Source organism: Paenibacillus ferrarius (assembly GCF_002027705.1).
Classification (GTDB): Bacteria; Bacillota; Bacilli; order Paenibacillales; family NBRC-103111; genus Paenibacillus_E; species Paenibacillus_E ferrarius.
Map to the genome: position 1 here is coordinate 57,957 of NZ_MBTG01000006.1, position 22,222 is coordinate 80,178.

Sequence of the window (22,222 nt, forward strand, 5' to 3'; positions counted from 1 at the left end):
GTGGGGTTGGCGGCTTTTTGTCGTTTAGGCATCTTCGCCTAAACCGTTGTTACTTATCCTCATGCATGGTGACGACGATATCCTGCGGGTAATTGCCAAAATGCTTGCCGAACAAGGTGATGCCGCCGCAATTTGGGGAGCTTTCGAGCGATGCGATGCGGAAGCTGATCTCTTTGGCGAAGGTGACGGATAAATCCTCGATGGTAACATCGGAGATTTTCGTGCCGTCCAGATAGGAACCGGAAGGGCTTACGGTTAAGACTTTTAGCAGACCGTGCTGCGTATTGCCGCTGCTCCACCAATCAGGGGAAAGGACGCCGCGCTGGGTGCCGAAATCGCCAGGACTCGTCCAAGCGCCAATAGGAATTTCATTGAGAAAGAAAGTGATGTCAGAAGGCCAGTTCTCATTGTAACCTGGCGCTTCGGAGCAAATTTCCAGTGAGATTTCCAAGGAACGCAGCTTTTGGTTGCTGTGTAGAAAGTTAGGGATGCGGTATTCCACATAGCCGCTGCCGAACCAGAGGATGCTTGCATGCACATGCCCTGGATCCGCGAAGTAGCGTGGATCATCCAGCACGCCGATGAGTTGAGTGGAAGAAGCAAGTCCGCATGTCGGTTTTACCTCGAACGAAGAATATTGGCCAATCGGAATGGATAACGTATTAGCTGGCAGCTCCTGCTGCTTTCTCGGTTTGAATTGCAGAACCGCTTGCTCGAGCTGCAGATGGCAGATTTTCTGTGTGCCGCGGATGCCGGTTGAATTTTCGGAGGCTACGATGCCTGCATGCTCCAGCTTCTGGATATGCTTCGTCACGATGGCCGAGGAAATGTCGAGCCGCTGGGAAAGCTGCTTAATGTTCAAAGACTCCTGCTGAAGGAGCTCGATGATGTTTACTCTGGTTTCAGAGGAGAAGCACTCGAGAAAAGACATGTTTTTCGTGGAAACTTCGATCTGCATAGGGCGGAAACCTCATTCTGATTATTTTTATCCATTGTATAACTTTGAAGTTAATTAAACAACAGGTATTGACAGGTTATTTGCTGCGTATTACAGTAATTATATAAAATATAAAGTTATTAAATTAACTTTTAAGTTAATCTAATTAAAAGGAGTCGTCCAAATGACATCGCATGTTTACATTCCTAATTATCCTAGACCACAGTTTGTACGGAAGGCTTGGACAGATTTAAACGGAACGTGGAATTTCCATTTTGATGATGCGAATGAGGGGGTTGCTGAGAAGTGGTTTGAGAAGCTTCCTTCGACACGCACGATTACCGTCCCATTTACGTATGAAACCGCAGCTAGCGGCATCAATGAGCCTGAGTTTCATCCGTATGTTTGGTACGAGCGGACGATCACGATTCCTGCAGAGCAGCAGAATAAGCGGATCATTCTTCACTTTCAAGCGGTTGATTATCACGCTCAGGTGTGGGTGAACGGCAGGAGTGTGGGCGAGCACAAAGGCGGATATGCCGCTTTTTCCTTCGATATTACGGACTATGTGGAAGTATCGGGTGATAACCGGGTGACTGTGCGCGTTCAGGATAGTGACAACTGTATGCAGCCTCGCGGCAAGCAGAGATGGATAAAAGATAACTTTGGCTGCTGGTATATTCAGACGACAGGAATTTGGCAATCCGTATGGGTGGAGTATGTGGCTCCCCAATATTTGAAATCGGTGAAAATGACCCCGAATATCGACAAGAATCAGCTGCAAATGCAGTACAATCTGCAAGGTGTGGAGCAGCTGGAGGGACTTGTTTTACAAACGACTATTCGCTTCGAGGGTCAGTTAATCAAAGAATCGCTTCTAGCCGTAGATCGAAGCAAGCTGAGTGCGGATATCCATTTGTATAGTGATCGTATCGGCGAGTGGAAAGTGAAGCATTGGCACCCAAATCATCCTCATTTATATGATGTGGAATTGGTTCTGTTGCAGGATGGCAAGCCGCTCGATACGGTGTATACTTACTTTGGGTTCAGGAAAGTGTCGATTGAGAAAGGGCAAGTATTGATTAATAATATGCCTTATTATCAGAAGCTTTTGCTGGATCAAGGCTACTGGCAAGAGTCTCATCTAACGCCGCCGTCAGAAGCAGCACTAATTGAAGATATTGATAAGACGATAGCGCTTGGCTTCAATGGCGTGCGCAAGCATCAAAAGCTGGAGGATCCCAGATTCTTATATTGGTGTGACCGCAAAGGGTTGCTCGTATGGTCGGAGATGGGGGCCACTTATGAATTTGGCGATGAGGCCGTCGAAAACTTTACGCGGGAATGGATGGAAGTTGTGCAGCAGCACTATAATCATCCAAGCATTGTGACATGGGTTCCTTTTAACGAGTCGTGGGGCGTGCCGAACATCAAGGTGGACCGGGCGCAGCAGCAATTCACGGAAGCGATCTATTATTTGACTAAATCCTTTGATCCTATGAGACCTGTAGTTGTCAATGACGGTTGGGAGCATACGATATCTGACATTATCACGCTGCATGATTACGAGGAGCTCGGCCGAGTGTTCTTTGAGCGTTACAAGGACAAAGACCATCTGCTGAGCAATCAGATCATTCATAACGATATTAAATATCCTTTTGCCGATGGGTATGCCTATAAGGGGCAGCCGGTGATGATTAGTGAATATGGCGGCATTGCTTTCTCCACGGATAAGGGATGGGGCTATGGGAATCAGGTGAAAACCGAAGAAGAGTTCCTTACGCGATATCGCAATATCACGCAGGCAATCCGGGATTTGGATTATGTGTGCGGCTTCTGCTATACACAGCTTACGGATGTTCAACAGGAGTTGAATGGACTGTTGACCATTGAGCGTGAGCCGAAAATTGCCTTTGAGAAAATTCGTGAAATCAATCAGTTGTAAATTTAAAAAAACATCCAATGCAGAGTGAATTCTCTGCCTTGGATGTTTTTATCTTTACATGCATGTGTGTGAACACTAGATTGTGTCAAGTTGTTTGCAGGAGTCTCTTTCAATCAGTTTTCCATAAATGGCTATTTTCTGGGGGCTCCCGCCATATTCAATTTTGCGAATGAGAAAGTCGACGGCCTCGCAGCCAAGCTGCTCGCGCTGAACTTGAATCGTTGTGAGGCGAGGCGTGATCAGCTGGGCTGCTTCAATGTCGTCGAAACCGGCGATGGAGATATTGTTCGGTACGTTATAGCCCCTGGACGTCACCGTTTGAATGAGCGAAATAGCAAGACGATCGTTGGCACATACCCAAGCTGTGGGCAGCGAAGGCATCGCATCGACAAAGGAGGCCAACTCGTCCATATTGGAGCTTTGTGCATCTAGGGATGGAGCATTCACTAGGCTGTGATCCATGTTGATGGTCAGTCCCGCGTCTGACATCGCCTGTTGAAATCCGTTCCAGCGTTCCTTGAAGCTTTTGGCTAAGTGAACTGCTCCGATGAACCCAATTTCCCGATGGCCCTTGGAGATCAGATAAGCCGTAAGCTTATAGGCCTCTTCGGTGTGGGCCGTCACGACGGCATCCAGCTGCAGGCTATCGTAATAATGGTCAACCGTCACGAGCGGCGTCTGCAAATCATGAAGCATACGGACATAGTCTAGCTGGAAAACGCCGATTGTCAGTATGCCATGGAACACCATTTCATGGTAGAGATCCGGCAGTGTCAGCTGCTGCTCCATCTCTTCGGCAACTCCGCAAATGATGGCGTTATAGCCATGTTCCTTGGCTTTTTTCTCAATGGACCAGAACACCTCGGAGAAAAAGATGGCATCCTGGGGGATATGTTCAGGGATAAGGACGAGCAGATGCTGCTGTTTCTTTTTGCTTCTGGACTCTGTCCGGTACTTCAGTTGATTCGCCGCTTCAAAAACACGGGCACGCAGTTCCTCGCTGACACCTGCTTTGTGGTTGAGAGCCAAGGAGACAGCATTCTTGGAAATGCCCAGCATATCGGCAATGTCTTGCATGGAGGTCTTCGAATTCATGGCGGTGTTCCCCTTAACCTTGATGTGGATCTGACTTGAATTTTATAAGTTAAGGAGAGTTTTGTAAAGTTATAAAAAAGATGACTGTGCTTTACAAAAAAAAGGGAACCGAATAGGTTAGTTTTCCAAAATGAACTGTTCCAGCTTTTTGAGCTTGTCGGATGAGGGCGGACCGGAATTGTCCAGATACAGGATCGAAGAGGGGGCAATGTTCCACTGAATTTCCTTGGGGAGGAGGGACGGACTGAACTGCTGCCAATGCTCCAGCTTCCACAAATCCAGCACAGACCCTCTTGCTCGAATTCGCTCTTGGTAGCTGGTCTCGTTCGGAAGATAAACGAAAATGGCTCTCACAGTGACGTCGCTAACAGTCGCTCCGATTCTGGAAAGTTCGTTGCCAAGCCAGAGCGGATCAGAGAGTTCTCGGGTGAATGGACCGATGACAACGGCATCTAAGCCGAGATCGAGATTCTCTAAAGCGGCGTCCATCGTAATGCGGTAACCCAAGTCGCGGCAATATGTTTTGTAGATGGGGGAATCCCGATCATCCGGATCTTGCCCGGCAAGGGGCATAATGGTTTCTGCCGCGGGACGCAGGAGTGTGTCCATATCAAGGAAAGCCCCGCCGTGATGGCGAGCCCAAGCTTTGGCAAGCGTTGTTTTGCCTGCGCCGGCAGGACCTAAGAAAAAGATGAGTTTGCGCATAGGTATACGTAGCCTCCGAAGTAGATTTGTGAAAATATTGTAACACAGGAGGGTAAAAACGGGATATTTTAAGCTAATCTTAAGCTAAATTTTATTTTATTTTAAGGATTAAGCCATAATTGGTTCATATCTTTGGAGTAAAATGCTTCAACAGGGGTTAAACCATACTGGAAGGATTCGATAGAGATGAAAAACAAAAAGAATCCACTTGTCGGAAGTGGACAGGGCACGTCAACCCTATCTATGTCAGCAGCAGAAACCCAAATGGAACAAATGTCAGCTACGATGCCGAAAGCGGAAAGGCCTACTTTTCAAAAAGCAAATTGGCCAACCGCAGGGTGGAGTATGAGAACGCCGGAGTCGCAAGGCATGCATGCGTCTGCCCTCGCTAAGATGTTCAAAATATTTCGCCATCAAGCCGTACATAGTGTGGCTGTCATTCGAAACGGATATTTAGTAGCAGAAGCCTATAACGATAGAACGAACCCAGAACTGCCGCAGGATATGAAATCCGTAACCAAAAGCGTAACTTCAGCCCTAATCGGTATTGCTTTGTCCGAGGGGAAGCTTGAAAGTGTAAATCAACAAGCAGCAGATTTCTTTCCTGAATGGGAGAGCGATCCATCGAAATCAACCATCACGATCAAGCATCTGCTCAGTATGACATCAGGGATAGCATGGGATAATAACAACGAACAATCATCCACAGAAATGATGTACTCACCAGATTGGGTTCAATATATATTGGAGCGAAGGGCTCGTGTTGCGCCAGGGACTTCGTTTAATTACAGCAATGGTGATGCGCATCTGCTCTCTGCCATGTTGAGTAGGGCTGTAGGAGAGACCATGTATGAGTATGCCCAATCGCGCTTATTCGGACCCCTCGGGATCACCAATACGAGCTGGAATCATGATCCGCAGGGACGCACCATCGGTGCGTGGGCGATGGCTTTAACTTTGCGAGACATGGCTAAGCTTGGTTATCTGTATTTGAACGAAGGCGAGTGGGAAGGTCAGGCGATTATTCCAAAAGCGTGGGTACACGAGTCGCTGAACAAAAAAGTAGCGCTGAATTACAGCAATGGCACGCAAGGCGGGTACGGCTTCTATTGGTGGTCCAAAACCTTGCCGCAAGGATTAATCAAAGGCAGTAAAAAAGCCTACGAGATGTTCTATGCCTCTGGCTCTGGCGGAAGACGGATTTATGTCGTGCCTGAACTGCAGCTTGTCGTGGCATTAACCGCGGAATCAGATGATGCCGATATGCCTGAACGCCTGCTGCATCAGGTGGTGCAAGCGATCCGCGCCGATAATCCGCTGCCGGAGAATGTGATCGCCGGTGATGAGCTGGAGCGGGCTGTACGTTTATTTAAAATGGAAATAGAGTCGTAACGATGCGTGATATAAAGAGGAGGGGCTGCTGCGGCGGCCCCTTTTTGGCATCTGGGCTTACAGGTGCAACGCTCGCATCAGTCCTGCATTCCAATCGGAGCTGAAGCTGGAATAACCAAAAGACGGGCTTTCGCCCGTCTCAAGGTATTCATTCAGCTTGTGCAATGCTGCAAGTTATTTTGCGGAAACAGACTTGAACCACTCGTTGACTTCCTTCGTTACTTGATCTCCGCCATTGGCTTTCCAACTGGCGACGAATTCGTCAAACGCATTCACGGGCAGTTTGCCGTAGATGATTTTGTTGAAGGTTTCCATTTCGGACTGACGCAGAAGGTTCCATTTGGAAATCATGGTTGGTGTCGCTGCACCGGTGAAATAGTTTTGCTTGCGAATGTCCATTTGCGACATGACGACTTTGGCCGCGTACCAGTTTTCCGGTTTGCGGAAATCTGCGAGCTGTTTCTCGTAAGGTGTCTCCGGCTTCTTGCCGTCTGCAAGCTTAACCAGCGTCTTCATATACAGATCCGGAATCCGCGCCGGTCCAGTTATGAATGTGAAGTCATTGCTGAAGTCTTTGATTTTGTCTTTATCACTGGTTGGTTTGCCGTCTACAATGTCCCAGTCATAACCTTGGGCAAAGCCGTTTTCGAATTTGCTGCCGGCAGGCGGATTGGCCAAGTTATCCAGCATGTAGTTGTAATACAGGAAAATCGCTTCTGGATGCTTAGCATCTTTATTGATCATGAAGCTGCTGTTCACGCCAGCATTTTGCCACTTCGTGCCTGCCAATCCATCTGGACCTGTAGGAACCGGATAGGCTTTGAACTTAGATCCTTTTATGTTTTTTAATAAATCTGGACCTGGCCAGTCCGGGATCCAGTTTGCTCCCGGCAGAACGCCTGCATTCCCTTTCGTCCAGAATTCACCCGTTTTATTCTCATCCCACAAAGCAGAGTCAGGATGAATATAGCCTTTGTTCATCCATTCTTGCAGTTTGGCAAGCGCTTGCTTGGAACCTGGATGAATGGAGCCGTATTCCAGATTTCCTTTGGCATCCTTGTTCCATTGCTCCTCAATCGTCCCATAAGCCCCGAATAACCAATCAAGCCCGCCCAACCATGTGTTCGTATTGCTTTTCAAGGAAATTGCGAGTGGATAGACGTCTTTCGGAGAAAGTCCGTCCGGGTTCTGATTCTTAAATTTATCCATCACATTTTCTAGCTCAGCAATTGTCTTGGGAGCTGTAAGATTCAGCTTCTCCATCCAATCTTCCCTGAGCCATAGCAAGGTATCGTCATTGTCGGTATATTCAAGAATAGGCAGGTTGTATTTCTTTCCATTTCTGGTGAAAGGGTACCACAGTTCTGGATGTTGAGTCGCATGGTCTTTCCAAATCTGGTTGGCATATTTATCAAATACGGTGTCAATTGCCATAAACTGACCAGAGTCGATCAGCTGGTTAGTTAGTACTGGGTCGGTAGGTACGTATACGAAATCAGGCAGCTTCTCGCCTGAAGCAATGGCCAACTGAAGTTTCTGCTTATATTGATCTCCGCCGGCAGGATACCAGGTATCTTTGTGCTTGATACCGAGTTGTTCCAACATCCAGCGATCGTGGACATTGTTTTCTTTGGTGTCGCCTTTGGCGTACTTCTTAGGTGCGGTGAACATGACGACAGTGCTGATCTCGATTGGTGGATCGTATTTGCCTTTGGCGAATCCAGCATCGGATACAGCGGCGTTTTTGGCATCCTTACTGTCTGTTTGACCGGTGTCAGCAGACTTTCCAGTACAGGCCGTGATCACGATAAGTGAAGTGGCTGCGAGCAGCAGCCATGATTTTTTGAATGTACCCATTATGGATTCCCCCTACGGTGTAAAATCGTTACATGTGTTACTTTACCAACTGGTGAGGGTGGGTATCTATATGATTTAATTAGTTTTCATAGGACTCTGTTATGCATTTAATTCCCATCACGATATTCTTGCGGTGTTACGCCGAATTGGCGTTTGAACACCTTGATAAAGTAAGCAGGGTCCATATAACCAACGTCCATGCTGATTTGATACACCTTTTTGTCGGTAGTCTTCAGCAAGTGACGAGCGCGATCCATGCGAAGAGAAGACATGTATTCACTAATTCCTTCGCCGGTTTCAATCTTATAAATTTTGGATAAATGCGTTGGATGCAAATTAACATGGTCGGCCAAAGCGCGCAGCGACACGTCAAGATGCAGGTTTTTCTCCGCATAATCTTGGACTTTTTTGACATACAGAGAGCGTATATCTTTGATGTCATTTGATGTACTCTCCTTAAGCTTATCGAGCACACCGAGCGACCATTTTCTAAGCTTGCTGATGGAGGAGAAAGCCTCCCCGCTTTGCAAAGGCTCAATCTCCGGTCCAAGTAATTTGGTCAAGGTATAGCCATTTCGATGCGCAAGATGAGTGAAGGAAGAGGCGATTAAATGCCCAGCCTCCATGCAGTGCTCCCAAGATTCAGACCATCGATCATCAAGTTCCGCGAATACAGCAACCAGTTTATCTTCCACGGCATCCCAGCGGCCCCCCTCAAGCAGGTTAATTAAAGAGGGAGGCATATGAATAGCGTCCAAAGTTCCCTTCGACACGTCATGCTCAAAGTCGCCCACTCGCATAATGAATTCCTGTTCATCCCCAACGATTTGCCGGAAATAAGCGGAAGCCTGTCTATAATGGTCTGGCAGCTGGTCCGGGAAGCGGAACCATTCCGTCATGACGATGGATAAAGAGCCCTTCAAAAATTGTTTCACTTTATACTGAAGCTTCATAGCCAGCTTTTCTAGTCTTGTTTCTTTCCCGACGACCGATTGGTCTTCCTTAATCTGAAGCAGAAAAGCAAGATACCCATGCTCCTCCTTAACTCCCCAGACCTCGGCGAATTCGCCAATAATCTCTTCCGCAATGTTGATGATGGCATATTCCATCAGATGCTGGCCATTGTTTTTATATTGTCCGAATTCTTCTTCCATCCGGACAAGGAGCAATGCGCATTCCCCGAAGTGGAACGGTAGTCCGTAGTTTTCCAGCTTGCGACTCCATTCGTCGGCCGGCATCCGGTGGCCTTGTAACGCATCAAGGAGAAGCTGCCCCCGGAGAAGAGGTAAATTTTCCCGTAATGTATATAGGGTGTGTTCATAGGAGCTAATGCTTTCCCACTCCATATTCAGTTGATCTATGGCTGCCTTGACTGCGTCAAACAATTCGTTGTCTGTCGGCGGTTTAAGCAGGTAGTCTACGGCCTGGTGACGGACAGCTTCTTTCGTAAATTCAAAGTCGGAATGACCGGACAGAATAATGCATTTTATTTTTTTATCAAACAAGCGAATGCGCTCTATCAGCTCGATGCCTGTCATTTCGGGCATAAGAATATCCGATATGACAATATCAATGGGATGCGTCTCGAGGATTTGAAGTGCCTCATGGGCGGAATACGCTTTATGCACCTGTTCGATGCCGAGCGTATGCCAAGGTTTGTGCATAGAGAGGTTGTCTACCCAGTGAGCTTCGTCGTCAACAATAATCATTTGCATGTTAAGAATCTCCTTGTATGAAGGGATGATGGCGATGTTCTTCTCCGGAGGCAAGTTCCCAAATGATTTCTGTACGGAATCCGCCGAGAAGTGATTTGGTGAAAAAGAGATAAGAGTGATCTCCGAATTGGTGAATGATTCGTTGATTGGTATTCCAAAGACCGCAGCCCATCTTCTCTTGCAAGGGCTCTCGCATTTTACGATTCAAAGCCTGCTGTTGATCCTCCGTCATTCCCGGGCCATCGTCATCAATATAAATCCTGCAGATGCCATCGGCTATCTCGCCGCTGATTCGAATTTCACCCGAGGAATACGATTTTCCCACCCCGTGAATGACGGCATTTTCTACGATCGGCTGCAGCATTAAGCGGGGAACTTGTTGGCTGAGCATCTCATCCGGAATATCGATATCATAGTGAATTCGGCCGTTTCGCAGCTTTTGAATATCCAGATAATTGACGATCAGTCGAATTTCTTCGTCCAAATTAGCTGTTTGCCGCTCCATTCGGGTCGTATAACGGTAATACGCGCTTAAATTATACGCCATAGAGACGACGGCCTCTTCGTTCTTCATTTGGGCCATATTCACGATATAACCGAGACAATTGTAAAGGAAATGAGGATTAATTTGGGCCTGCAATTGCTTCAGCGTTGCATCTCGGGCGCGGAGCTTCTCATTGAGTACATTCTCGATTAAGCCTTGAATTTGCTGCGACATATCATTAAAACGGTAAAATAAAAAGGAAAATTCATTCTGTACGTTGGCGTCGATTCTTACTGAGAAATCTCCCCGCTGTACGCTCTGCAAACCACGAATCAGCTTGCGAATCGGGCGTTGAACGTTCCGATAGAGCAGCACGGATGCCGATATGCCAACCACAAAAAGCAGGACCATCGATAAGTAGAATAAATTGCGGCTGAATGATATCGGCCCCAATATTTGATCGAGCGGTACGATATCAACCAGATGCCAATCCAATTGAGGTGATTTCACAGCACTAACCAAATAACTTTTGCCGGACAGCTTCACAACCTGCTGCATCGTATCGCCCAAAGACTGCCCGTCCAAATAATGGATAAGGTCGTTCGATAGCTGCTGGGATGCGCTGCGGTTCAGGATCGGACTTTCTCCTTTATGGTAAAAGAACGGATCTCCTTGACCGCCTGCTTTGTAGGCGTCCAGCATCGTCTGAATATTTTCATGGCTGAAGCTGGCTTCAACGATTAAATTGCTTCCAGTCAGTATATTTTGTTGACCGAAGGAATCCGTATAGAACCAATAAAAGGCTTTCATACCATCTGAGCTAACCGTTTCTCCATCCCCGTAAGTCCATTTCCCCGTCATATTTCGCTGCAAATAATTCTCGTCGTAATTGAAGGAGGGAATCGCATTCGTGATGGCTTCCTTGTTCTGTTGGGAAAAAACCGTGTACTTCACTGGCCAAATGTTCATAATGCCGGACTGCAGCACCATCTTTTCTTGAACCACAAATCTAGTCTGCATCCGGTCATAGCGGTCTTCCCAAATGTTGAGTCCATTGAATTTCTGAACATTGGGATCTTTGGAGAAGGTCATGACAAAGTCCATCATCTGATTGATCCGCGAGTCAATTTGGCTGGATAGGAAAGAAAGCTGCTTGATGTTCGATACCTGAAGGTCCTTGCTTATCACATCGAATGCAATTCGATTGGAATATGTAAATACAATAATAATCGGGATAAATAAAATTAAAATCAAACCGTTCATTTTGGCAAACAAACTAAATCTGGAACCGATTCTTCTTTTGACGAATGCCGCGCCTCGTTGTAGCTCCATAGATCGATCCCCCCGGAAAATGTCCCTAACAAAACCCTATCAATCCTAACAATGTCTTATAGTTGCAGGGTAGAGTTTGTTGATACTATATATATCAGGGATTTTCAAAATACACAAATGAGTATATATGGAACGGGGTAAGAGAGCTATGGATGCGAATACTGTACAGCAAGTGCCTCATAAGACCATCAAAAGCGTGAAAAAGAAAAGCAGCTACAAACAGCCATGGATGCTTCATTTCATGGTGCTGCCGGCTGTCATATTGGTGTTCATTTTTTCGTATCTTCCCATGTCAGGGATCATTATGGCATTTCAAGATTATAAAGCAGCACTCGGAATAACCGGCTCCCCGTTTGTTGGCTTAAAGCATTTTCGCTATATGTTGGAGAATGATTATTTCTTAAAAATTACGTGGAACACCCTGTTCTTTGCTTGTGCCAAAATCGTATTAAACTTAATCATTCCCTTTATTTTCGCCTTGTTCTTGAATGAAGTCAGGAATATGGGGCTCAAAAGGTCCATTCAAACACTTGTCTACTTTCCTCACTTTCTTTCTTGGGTTACGCTCGCAGGAATTCTGATTGACTTGCTCGCCCAGACGGGGCTTGTTAACCAGTTCCTTACCAGTGTGTTCGGCATCAAGCCGATTTTCTTTCTTGGAGACGGCAGTTGGTTCCGATTTACCATCATTTTCAGTGACGTCTGGAAGGAATTTGGGTTCAATACGATTTTCTTCTTAGCCGCGCTTACGGGCATTAATCCAGCGCTATATGAAGCAGCGGAAGTTGATGGAGCGAGTCGTATCAAGCAAGCGATGCACATTACCATTCCTTCACTGATCCCGATTGCCATCGTAGTAGCAACTTTGGCTCTGGGCAACGTACTGAATGCGAACTTCGACCAAGTGTTTAATCTCTATAGTCCTCTGATCTATCAGCAGGGAGATATTATCGACACGTTTGTGTACCGGGAAGGTCTGCTTAGCGGACAATTCAGCTTCGCCACAGCGGTTGGCCTTTTCAAATCAGTGATCAGCCTAGTCTTAATCCTGATATCCTACCGTCTTGCTTATCGATACGCGGGGTATCGAATCTTCTAAGTGAAAGCTTAAGAAGCCAGTTTTCTAGCGAAAACTTAGTAACGCTTACGATGCCCGTTTTCTGCGAAAACTTTAAGGAGGACAACACATGTATCACAAAACGCTATCGTATCGGATATTTTCCGTATTCAACAATACACTGTTAATCATCATCTCTGCTATGTGCCTGCTTCCATTGTTTCACTTGCTAATGGTGTCTTTGAGCTCAAATGCTCCTGCCAACGCTGGGTTGGTTACGTTCTGGCCGATTGGTTTTACCCTTGAAGCCTACGAAAAAACGTTTAGCAATGCCCACTTTCTTACATCGCTTGGGGTATCCATTAAACGGACAATTCTAGGAACAGCGCTTGCGATGTTCGTTAATTCAATTGCCGCTTACGCGCTCTCGAAAGATGCACGCATCTTCCGAGCCCGCACCGGCTATCTCTGGTATTTTGTCATCACCATGCTGTTCAATGGGGGCTTAATTCCAAATTATATCCTTATATATAAACTAGGCTTGATGAACACGATGCTGGCCCTTATCCTGCCAGGCATGGTTGCGGTCTATAACCTTATTCTGCTGCTTAACTTCTTCCGCAACGTTCCTAAAGACCTGGAGGAAGCTGCTTTTATTGACGGAGCTGGCCATTTTCGCACCTTCGTCATGATCTACTTGCCAATATCAATGCCGGCGATCGCGACGATTACGTTGTTTACGATGGTTGGACACTGGAACGCTTATTTTGACGGCCTGATCTATATGAAAGATTCGGAGCATCTGCCGCTTGCCAGCTTCATGCAAACCATTATTGTTCAAGCGGACATGTCGAAGATTGATCTGTCCTCGGTAGCCAATCAATCGCAACGGACGATTCGGGCATCCCAGATTTTCATCGGCGCACTGCCGATCTTGGTGGTTTACGCTTTCCTGCAAAGGTACTTTGTGAAAGGAATTTCGATTGGTGCTGTTAAGGAGTGATCGGTAACAATAATAGAAGAACGGCTCTGTTCGCGTCAAAAGCGAAAGAGCCGTTCTTCTATTTTCTTTTTTTTTATACATATACACTGCTGGGCCCTCAAATTTACTAGGACCAGTTCATAGAATAAGTCTGGCAAGCAGACGTTACACGATCTGTGGCAATAGAGTTGATTTTGATAATAATGATAAACCAACTAATTATTTAATATTTTTATAAAATGGTATAATATGGTATTAGTAGCAACCTGAATCCGTGAAAGTTAATAATCAAGCGTCTCACATAATTCAACTGTCACACAAGCGATTTTAATCATATTGAGCCATCGGAGGTAACCCATGAGCAGAATAGTGGATGAGCTAGAGCAGGCGGCGCGGAAGCAGATGAAAGCTTTCATAAAACGCATGCCCCTGGCGACCGTTTCCGTCGGAGTGACCTGCCCGGAGGGCCGAAGAATATGGACCATGCAGGGAACTAAAGTTCAAGACGATCACACAGCTTACCGATTCGAGATCGGATCGGTAACCAAGGTGTTTGTCGCGACGCTGCTCGCCGTACTGGTTGAGGAAGGCGGATTGCGCCTGACGGATACGGTGGGCCGGCTTGTGTCCGAAGTGAACGAAAGCTCATCGGCGGCGCACGTCACCCTGCAGGGGCTGGCTACCCATACATCGGGCCTTCCCCGTCTTCCCCCGAATCTGAACGCGACGATGACCGATAAGATGAACCCGTACCTTAACTTCACCGAACGCGATTTGCTGGAGGCGCTGAAGCAAGGACAACTGCTTGATAGGAACAAGTTCATTTACTCTAATTTGGGCTTCGGCCTGCTGGGCTTTATCTTGGCCCGGGTAACGGGGGGAACACTGGATCAAGCGATTCGCGAACGGATTACTGTGCCTCTCGGCTTAGTGGATACAGATAGCGGCGAACAAGGTCTGCTGCCCGTTCATTCTTCGACAGGCAAGCCCATAAAGCATTGGGATATGAACGCGCTGGCTGGTGCCGGCGCCTTGCACTCCACGCCGAGTGATATGCTCGCTTTTCTGGAAGCCAATCTGGAGACGAAAGCTCATGCTCCTCTAGCGTCGGCCTTCCGTCTTTGTCATGGCGACCGCAGCGCGACGCCGGTGCTAGGTTGGATGACCAAGCAGGCTAACCGCGGGGGGCGCATCCTGTGGCATAACGGCGCGACCTACGGTTCCCACAGCTTCGTCGGCTTAGATACGACTCGGCAAATCGGCGTGGCAGTACTGGTGAATAACGGCGTATCGATATGGAGATTGTTGGGGTTGGCCCCGATGCCTGCCGATCAGATCGGCATGACCTTGTTGAAAAAATAGGGCTAACACCACGAGTCGGCTCTGGCTTCTCTACCGGGCCGCTCGTCATGGTATATTTACGAGCCGTGATATTCTCAACGCGCTAGCTTTTCTTCGTGCGCAGCAGTAAATACAGGAAATAGGGCGCTCCGATGAACGAAGTCATAATCCCAACGGGGATTTCAATGGGCGGCATGAGCATCCGTCCTGCCGTATCGGCTGCTGTTACTAGAATGGCCCCCAGCAGTGCCGAGGTTGGAAGCAGCAAACGATAATTGGGCCCCACCAGCAGCCGAGCTAGGTGAGGAATAACTAAACCAACGAAGCCGATAGCACCGGCAACTGCCACTACACTTCCCGCCAGCCCTACGGCTAGAGCAATCAAGAACAGACGTACACGATCTGTCCGCATCCCTAAACTGCGAATCGTATAGACCAGTTATTAGATCAGTCCTTAAATAGGTAAGCGTAGATAGATGATGGGGTTGATTACTTTATTATTCCAAGTGGTATGAAGGGGCATTCAGATCAGTTCATCCAGGGGTAAAAGCCTGTGAAAATACAGGAATTTCCGGGCGAATTCGGTTGAAAAGTGGAAAAACCTGCAATAGTGCAGGCATTTTTATCTTTTTCAGCCGCTTATCCAGAAAAAGCCTCAAAAACCTGCACAAACGCAGGAATTTAACAGTTGAGGTTATTCCAAGAGCAAAAAAGATGCATAATTGCAGGTTTAGAGCATGCAACTGGAGCTAGAGCTCAGAGAAAGTAGGAGGCTCATCAAGAGACTATCTACACATATAAAATGTAAAAAAAGGGAAGTGTTTTATTTGGGAAAACATGTAAAAATATCATTAGTTAGTGTTTCCTTGGTTTTCATTTTGCTTTTTCTTGTTGGTGCAATCTATCTATCACCACATTCAAAAAGTCCTGAACAGGCACTTTCTGATTATCTTTACTCAGTAAAGAATCTCAACGTAGATAAGGCCGTCGCTTATATAGAAGATCCTTATTTTGAGGATAAAAAATCTTTAAAAGATTTCTATGACAAGGCATATAGAAGCGATAAGCTTACGGATTTTAGCGTTACAGATGTAAAACAAATTGATGAGAAAAGCATGGATATAACTTGTAATTTGAAAATTGATAGTATGGGAGAGACTAGTCATACATTTCATATGATTAATAAAGAGGGAGCATGGAAAGTTTATATTGAGCCGGCCACCATTCAACAAGATTCAATTGGGGGAGCAACATCCAAAACATCCGATGCTAGTAAGTAATTAGTTAATGGTTGTGATAATGACATGGCTACTGTGTTCTTCTTTTTGCATGCCACTTATTCCTTAAATAAATCGAAAGGAATATAATGGAATAAGCGTAAAGGGGGGAATTCGATGCATCTCTACCATTTTAGTGAAGAGTCGGATATTGACATTTTCGAACCAAGAGTAAAAGCAAACCGAACCAACATGCCTCCGGTTGTTTGGGCGATTGACCGGGAGCACGAGTTTACTTTTTTTGTACCCCGAGACTGTCCGAGAATTGTTTATAAAAAAGCTGAAGGGGTCAGCGCTGAGGATGAGGCTAAATTCTTCGGATTAAGCTCATCAGACATCATTATGACCGTTGAAACTCACTGGTATCAAGCGATTCGCGATGCAGTGGTTTACCGATACACGCTGCCAAGCGAGAGCTTTGAAGTATTTGACGCAACGGCCGGCTATTATATTTCTCAAAAGACAGTTAGGCCAACGCACAGAGAACCTTTAACCAATCTGATCGAGAAACTGATCGAAATGAACATTGAGCTGCGTTTTACGCCCAATCTGTTTCCACTTCGCGAGGCCATTTTGCGTTCAACGGTAAAGGATTTTGGGATACATAGATTTGAGAATGCAAGACAGCTGTAAGCGAGCAGCGGAAGGTATCATTTAAATAGGGAGGAGATATAGGTTGAATAAGAATTGCTTAGGATGCAGGTTAGCCAATGGACTAGAAGCTGCCCATATGGTTTATGAAGATGAAGTAATCGCTTGTTTTCTGGATATTGCCCCGTTGAACGAAGGTCATCTTCTCCTGCTGCCCAAGGAGCATCACTTGGATTTGGATGAATTAGATGAACGGACAGCAATGGCCATCATGAGGATGTCTGCCGCATTATCGAAGATGCTGAAGGAACTGTATCGGCCTGATGGCATCACAATTCTCCAAAATGGCGGGAAATTTAATGATCTAGGTCATTATCATATGCACGTATTTCCTAGATATGAAGATGATGGTTTTGCTTGGGTAGAGCCTGCAGATCGCAATAATAATCGAGGCCGTTTGGAAGAGACGAAGGCAGCCATAGATGGAATTAGTAAAAGGTATTTGCATAAGCCTATGGGTGAAAATGATGTGTAGCGCTAAAAAAAGCCGTACAAATAAATCTCTGATCATATTCCTAGTCCTTTCTATTATAATGACCGTTATTTCGATTCTACAGGTAATTATTAATATGCATGAATTAAGACCTGTGTGGTTGATAGCCATCTTACTTATCCCGATTCCGATCTATGTTTTTGTGGTGGTTGCCATCTCGCTGGATTTAGTAAAGCAGGATTATTTGATCATACATGGACGAATTATAACAAGGAGCGAAAATAAGATCGTAGTTCAATTATTGAATGGTAAAATGAAGACCTTTCGATTGAAAAATGATTTTCTGGACGCTATTGATGTAGAAAATGACATCGAAATAGTTTTTTATAAAAGGACGAGAGCGGTAATTGGGTTGAAGAATAGGGGAACCCATGAGAAATATACTTAAAAGTAAACGAAATATTATAAGTATTGCCATGCTGCTTATTCTTCTTATTATTGCTTGGACGAGCTACACATCCCTATCTAATCAAGTTGTAATATCCGACTACAATGTGGTCAGAGCTATCCGAATGGAAAAGTTCGTACACAGATTCAATGAAAAGCATAGTGATCGGTTGTTTTTCATGCAATCTACCATTGAAGGCGGTTACGTACTCTCAGATCTGCACCTTTCGAAAAATGAAATTACATTTACCATAGATTATTCTAGGGACTCCTACTCTACACAAGCATCTGATAGTATCAGTTGCAGAAGCATTAAGAGAAAAATAGAAAATTTCAACATTGTATATAGTTTGAGTCAATGCGATCAGTTTCCTAAGGACCAAGATATTCCGATTATTAGCTTGGGTATTAAGTGATATGTAAATGATGAAGGGGCTTGCTTTCTAGCAGCTCCTTTTATTTGTTTTTTTTAAAAGTTCTAATTGTTTATTGTTGTCGAAGTTTGTCATTTTGCTGTCATTGGGGTGTGCTAGAATAAACAAATTAATGATTAGGAGGAAAAAAATGAGAAAGAAAATTAAGACTTACTTGCCTTCGCTGCTGACTTTTTTGATGATTTTTTCGCTTTGTCAGTCAGTGCTTGGTGCGAGCCCGCAATCAGAAACAACGTATAATGGAACGAGTATAGGATTTAACGAAGGTGAAGATGATGCTGTATCAGGTCAAATACCTGTCGGATTCCAGTTTAATTTTTATGGAAATAAGTATGATCAAGCCTATGTGAATACGAATGGCCTTTTGATGTTTAAGGATGCTTCGGATGAATGTTGTACAACTGGTAATGAGCTTCCATTGGATTCACCTACTGATTATATCGCCCCTTTCTTTGATGACTTATATATGTCAGGTAGTGATGTGTTATACAGAACGCTAGGAAGCGCACCTAACCGAAAGTTCGTCATTCAGTGGACCAATATGAATTTTTGTTGTAATTCCTCCTCCCATATGGGTACTTTCCAAGCCATTTTGTATGAATCGACAAATGAAATTCAAATGCAATACCCAACGCTATCAGGGTCAGATGAAGCTCATGGCAGCAACGCTTTGATAGGTCTGCAATCCTATACTTCTGATCCGAAAAACGATACTTATTACACTAAGTACTCTCAAAGTACAAAGAGCATTACAGAAAAACAAGCGATTCGTTTTACGCCAGCCGGCAGCAATTCCTACACAATCAATGCAAGTGCCAATTATGATCCGATTTATCTCGTAAACAGCCCAGTTTCTTCGGATGCCACATTAAGCACACTCCAATTAAGCGGAGTCGAGCTTGATCAAGCGGTAAGAGGGGATCTGTATGACTATACCGCGTCTGTAAAGAATGAGGTTTCTGTTACGACAGTTACCTATACGACAGCTGAAAGTCATGCTACCGTCGATCTAATGCTCGATGGAAATCCCGTTTCTAATCCGATTAACTTACATGCAGGCTCTAATGTTATTAAAGTTAATGTTACTGCGGAAGATGGCACTGTGAAGCCCTATACGGTAACAATTATACGAGCGGCTTCAAATAATGCAGCTTTAAGTTCACTTCAATTAAGCGGTGTTAAGCTCGATCAAGCGGTAAGCGGGGATGTGTACGCCTATACCGCATCTGTCACGAATGATGTTTCTGTTACGACAGTTACCTATACGACAGTTGATAGTCATGCTGCCGTTGATCTTATGCTCAATGGAAATCCCGTGGCTAATCCGATTAACTTACATGCAGGCTCTAATGTTATTAATGTTAATGTTAAGGCGGAAGATGGAACCAAGAAGTCCTATACGGTAACTATTATACGAGCGGGTTCAAATAATGCAGCTTTAAGTTCGCTTCAATTAAGCGGTGTTAAGCTCGATCAAACGGTAAGCGGTGATGTATACGCCTATACCGCATCTGTCACAAATGATGTTTCTGTCACGACAGTTACTTATACGACGGTTGATAACCATGCAACAGCGGCTTTGCAGCTCAATGGGAAGCCAGTTAACAATCCAATAAATTTAAGTGTGGGTCCCAATATCATTAGTCTTGTAGTGACTGCACAGGATGGAACTACGAATACCTATACGATCACTGTCACAAGGGCGTCCCAGTTAGTTGCCGAGAAAGATAGATCAGAATCATCCGGTGGATCAAGTACACCAGCTCAACCAAATCCACCGGCCCAACCAAACCCATCTGACAAGCCCACAACAACTCCGACACAGGACATCAGCGTATTCAAGTCAGATATCGTTAATGTCGTTAAGAACATAGAGGCACGGATTCAACAAGCTGCAAAAAATCCAGTCCCAGCCGTTCTTTCGGACACCAAAGGACACTGGGCTGAAAAGACGATTGATACATTCGTGAAATTGCAAATCATTGATGGATACAAAGACGGTACATTCAATCCAGATGGTAAAATCACCAGAGCTGAATTTAGTGTGCTTCTAACCCGGGTGTTCGATATCCAAGGTGGCAGCCATCCTGGTACTGCAATGAAGGATGTTGGCGGCCACTGGGCGAAGGATGCCATCCAGAAGCTAGTAGAGGCAGGGATTATCAACGGATACGAAGATGGTACATTCAAGCCGGAAAATACGATTACCCGCGAGGAAATGGTTATTCTGTTGTCTCGCATCCTGAACCTGAATCAGGTAGCGAAGGATACGGCCAAAGGAAATTTTGATGATCTGAAAGGCTCATACGCTGCAAGCGAGATTATAGCTGGAGCACAAGCTGGTATCGTCAGCGGCGAAGCAGATGGCAAGTTTCATGCGAAAAACAACGCGACACGTGCCGAAGCGCTGCAAATCCTCTTGAATGCGCTGAAGCTCAGCCCGCAATTAAAGGGACTTTTGGATACATTGAACTAAATCAGGTTGTCATAACAAAAGGGCCATGTGCATGCACTTGGCTCTTTTGTTTTTTTGTTTTTTTGCCTCCAAGCCAACATGTAGTAGAATAGAAGGAACGGCAAGCAGAAGGGGAGTTTTTAAGTGAGTACAAGGCAGTTTACGGATTATGAATTAAGTGAGGATATTGTCAGGGCGCTCCATAGCTTAGGTTATGAGAAGCCAACGGATGTGCAGAACGAAGTGATCCCGATCGCGCTTCAGGAGAAGGATCTTACCGTGAAGTCGAGAACGGGGAGCGGGAAGACGGCGGCGTTCGGCATTCCGATCTGTGAGCTGGTGGAGTGGGAGGAGAACAGGCCGCAGGCCCTGATTCTGACACCGACGAGAGAACTGGCTGACCAGGTGAAGCAGGACGTTACGAATATCGGACGGTTTAAGCGGATTAAGGCGGTAGCTTTGTACGGGAAGCAGCCTTTTGCCAAGCAGAAGCTGGAGCTGCACCAGAAGTGCCACGTGGTCGTGGGCACACCGGGGCGTGTGCTTGATCATATTCAGAAAGGAACGCTTGATCTGGAGCGGCTGAAATATCTGGTCATTGATGAGGCGGATGAAATGCTGCGGATGGGCTTCATTGAGCAGGTAGGTGCGATTATTGATGAGCTGCCGACAGATCGCATGACGATGCTGTTCTCGGCAACGCTGCCTGCGGATGTCGAGAAATTATGCCATCAATATATGAAGAATCCGATCGATATTGAGATTCAAACGCCGGAAGCAGCCAAGGTTCAGATTGAACATACGCTGCTGACCGTACGCGAGAGCGATAAATTCAATGTGCTGAAGGATGTCTTCGTGGTGGAGAATCCGGACAATTGCATCATTTTCTGCCGGACACAGGAGCATGTGGACTACTTATTCCGCCAGCTGGATCAGATGGACTATCCTTGTGATAAAATCCATGGCGGCATGATGCAGGATGACCGTTTCCTGGTGATGAATGCGTTCAAACGAGGAGAGTTCCGTTTCTTGGTCGCCACGGATGTCGCTGCGCGCGGCATTGATGTGGAGGACATCACGCATGTTATCAACTACGATATTCCACTGGAAAAAGAGAGCTACGTCCATCGTATCGGAAGAACTGGACGAGCGGGCAAAACGGGCAAAGCCATCACATTGGTCACACCAAATGAAGATAAATTTCTAGCTGAAATCGAAGGCTACCTAGGTTTCGAAATTCCGCGCAAAGACACCCCTACAGCGGAAGCAGTGGCCGAGGGACAAGCCGCCTTTGATCAGAAGATGCAGGCTACGCCTGTGATCAAGCGGGATCGAAGCGACCAGCTGAATAAAGGAATTATGAAGCTTTATTTTAACGGCGGCAAAAAGAAGAAAATCAGAGCGGTGGACTTTGTAGGCACACTTGCCAAAATCGAAGGCGTATCGGCAGAGGATATCGGGATCATTACGATTCAAGACAACGTTTCGTATGTGGATATTTTGAATGGCAAAGGGCCATTGGTGCTCAAAATCATGCGAAATACGACGATTAAAGGCAAGCTGCTGAAAGTACACGAAGCGAATAAATAACTCTAGTATCCGGCTGGTCCAAGGGACCTTGTCGGATATTTTGTTTTCCGAAGGTTAAAATATTACTCAAACGAGTCAATTATGTGACTTACG

Annotated in this window: 17 protein-coding genes and 1 pseudogene; 11 read left to right on the forward strand and 7 right to left on the reverse strand. The window is 45.7% G+C overall.

The annotated features are described in order from the left end of the window. Nucleotides 1–49 precede the first annotated feature (49 nt). The gene (locus BC351_RS07595) at nucleotides 50–958 is read right to left on the reverse strand and encodes an ArsR/SmtB family transcription factor (RefSeq protein WP_079410324.1); all 909 of its coding nucleotides are present in this window, start codon (nucleotides 956–958) and stop codon (nucleotides 50–52) included. 163 nt (nucleotides 959–1,121) lie between these two features. On the opposite strand from BC351_RS07595, the gene BC351_RS07600 reads away from it, so the two are divergent. Continuing rightward, nucleotides 1,122–2,882: a glycoside hydrolase family 2 protein gene (locus BC351_RS07600; protein ID WP_079410326.1), complete on the forward strand. Its 1,761-nt coding sequence runs from the start codon at nucleotides 1,122–1,124 to the stop codon at nucleotides 2,880–2,882. 75 nt (nucleotides 2,883–2,957) lie between these two features. Here BC351_RS07600 and BC351_RS07605 read toward each other — a convergent pair whose 3' ends face one another. Next, nucleotides 2,958–3,977: a LacI family DNA-binding transcriptional regulator gene (locus tag BC351_RS07605; RefSeq protein WP_079410328.1), complete on the reverse strand. Its 1,020-nt coding sequence runs from the start codon at nucleotides 3,975–3,977 to the stop codon at nucleotides 2,958–2,960. A 117-nt stretch (nucleotides 3,978–4,094) separates the two neighbouring features. Further along, nucleotides 4,095–4,682 (reverse strand): P-loop nucleotide/nucleoside kinase family protein, encoded by a 588-nt coding sequence (locus tag BC351_RS07610; protein WP_079410330.1) that lies wholly within the window; start codon nucleotides 4,680–4,682, stop codon nucleotides 4,095–4,097. A gap of 186 nt (nucleotides 4,683–4,868) precedes the next feature. On the opposite strand from BC351_RS07610, the gene BC351_RS07615 reads away from it, so the two are divergent. After that, complete coding sequence (locus BC351_RS07615; protein ID WP_079410332.1) at nucleotides 4,869–6,074, forward strand: serine hydrolase domain-containing protein; 1,206 nt, start codon at nucleotides 4,869–4,871, stop codon at nucleotides 6,072–6,074. Nucleotides 6,075–6,248: 174 nt separating this feature from the next. Here the strand turns inward: BC351_RS07615 and BC351_RS07620 are convergent, their stop codons facing one another. The 3 genes from BC351_RS07620 to BC351_RS07630 all read right to left on the reverse strand — a co-directional run bounded on the left by BC351_RS07620 (nucleotide 6,249) and on the right by BC351_RS07630 (nucleotide 11,462). Then, complete coding sequence (locus tag BC351_RS07620; protein WP_079410334.1) at nucleotides 6,249–7,931, reverse strand: type 2 periplasmic-binding domain-containing protein; 1,683 nt, start codon at nucleotides 7,929–7,931, stop codon at nucleotides 6,249–6,251. A 107-nt stretch (nucleotides 7,932–8,038) separates the two neighbouring features. Then, the gene (locus BC351_RS07625) at nucleotides 8,039–9,646 is read right to left on the reverse strand and encodes a response regulator transcription factor (protein ID WP_079410336.1); all 1,608 of its coding nucleotides are present in this window, start codon (nucleotides 9,644–9,646) and stop codon (nucleotides 8,039–8,041) included. Between the two features lies 1 nt (nucleotide 9,647). Further along, nucleotides 9,648–11,462, reverse strand: a complete 1,815-nt coding sequence (locus BC351_RS07630; RefSeq protein ID WP_244208917.1) for a sensor histidine kinase — start codon at nucleotides 11,460–11,462, stop codon at nucleotides 9,648–9,650. 148 nt (nucleotides 11,463–11,610) lie between these two features. Between BC351_RS07630 and BC351_RS07635 the strand changes: the two genes are divergently transcribed. From BC351_RS07635 to BC351_RS07645, 3 genes are all read left to right on the forward strand, one after another. After that, nucleotides 11,611–12,561 carry an ABC transporter permease gene (locus BC351_RS07635; RefSeq protein ID WP_079410338.1) on the forward strand — a complete coding sequence of 317 codons (951 nt, stop codon included), beginning with the start codon at nucleotides 11,611–11,613 and terminating at the stop codon, nucleotides 12,559–12,561. Between the two features lie 88 nt (nucleotides 12,562–12,649). Further along, nucleotides 12,650–13,522 carry a carbohydrate ABC transporter permease gene (locus BC351_RS07640; protein ID WP_079410340.1) on the forward strand — a complete coding sequence of 291 codons (873 nt, stop codon included), beginning with the start codon at nucleotides 12,650–12,652 and terminating at the stop codon, nucleotides 13,520–13,522. Between the two features lie 336 nt (nucleotides 13,523–13,858). Further along, nucleotides 13,859–14,863: a serine hydrolase domain-containing protein gene (locus tag BC351_RS07645; RefSeq protein ID WP_079410342.1), complete on the forward strand. Its 1,005-nt coding sequence runs from the start codon at nucleotides 13,859–13,861 to the stop codon at nucleotides 14,861–14,863. Between the two features lie 82 nt (nucleotides 14,864–14,945). On the opposite strand, the pseudogene BC351_RS07650 reads toward BC351_RS07645, so the two are convergent. Further along, nucleotides 14,946–15,263 (reverse strand): annotated as a pseudogene (locus BC351_RS07650) (FecCD family ABC transporter permease); the annotation flags it as partial. Between the two features lie 406 nt (nucleotides 15,264–15,669). Between BC351_RS07650 and BC351_RS07655 the strand changes: the two are divergent. The 6 genes from BC351_RS07655 to BC351_RS07685 all read left to right on the forward strand — a co-directional run bounded on the left by BC351_RS07655 (nucleotide 15,670) and on the right by BC351_RS07685 (nucleotide 22,129). After that, nucleotides 15,670–16,122: a DUF4878 domain-containing protein gene (locus tag BC351_RS07655; RefSeq protein ID WP_158082009.1), complete on the forward strand. Its 453-nt coding sequence runs from the start codon at nucleotides 15,670–15,672 to the stop codon at nucleotides 16,120–16,122. Nucleotides 16,123–16,236: 114 nt separating this feature from the next. Continuing rightward, the gene (locus tag BC351_RS07660) at nucleotides 16,237–16,752 is read left to right on the forward strand and encodes a DUF6886 family protein (RefSeq protein ID WP_079410348.1); all 516 of its coding nucleotides are present in this window, start codon (nucleotides 16,237–16,239) and stop codon (nucleotides 16,750–16,752) included. A gap of 43 nt (nucleotides 16,753–16,795) precedes the next feature. Next, nucleotides 16,796–17,245, forward strand: coding sequence for an HIT family protein (locus tag BC351_RS07665; RefSeq protein WP_279628316.1), 450 nt, complete (start codon nucleotides 16,796–16,798; stop codon nucleotides 17,243–17,245). Nucleotides 17,246–17,679: 434 nt separating this feature from the next. Further along, on the forward strand, nucleotides 17,680–18,066 hold the full coding sequence (locus BC351_RS44275; protein WP_425270908.1) for a DUF4362 domain-containing protein: 387 nt from the start codon (nucleotides 17,680–17,682) through the stop codon (nucleotides 18,064–18,066). 148 nt (nucleotides 18,067–18,214) lie between these two features. Continuing rightward, nucleotides 18,215–20,560 (forward strand): S-layer homology domain-containing protein, encoded by a 2,346-nt coding sequence (locus BC351_RS07680; RefSeq protein WP_244208918.1) that lies wholly within the window; start codon nucleotides 18,215–18,217, stop codon nucleotides 20,558–20,560. Nucleotides 20,561–20,683: 123 nt separating this feature from the next. Further along, nucleotides 20,684–22,129, forward strand: coding sequence for a DEAD/DEAH box helicase (locus tag BC351_RS07685; protein ID WP_079410356.1), 1,446 nt, complete (start codon nucleotides 20,684–20,686; stop codon nucleotides 22,127–22,129). Nucleotides 22,130–22,222: the final 93 nt, after the last annotated feature.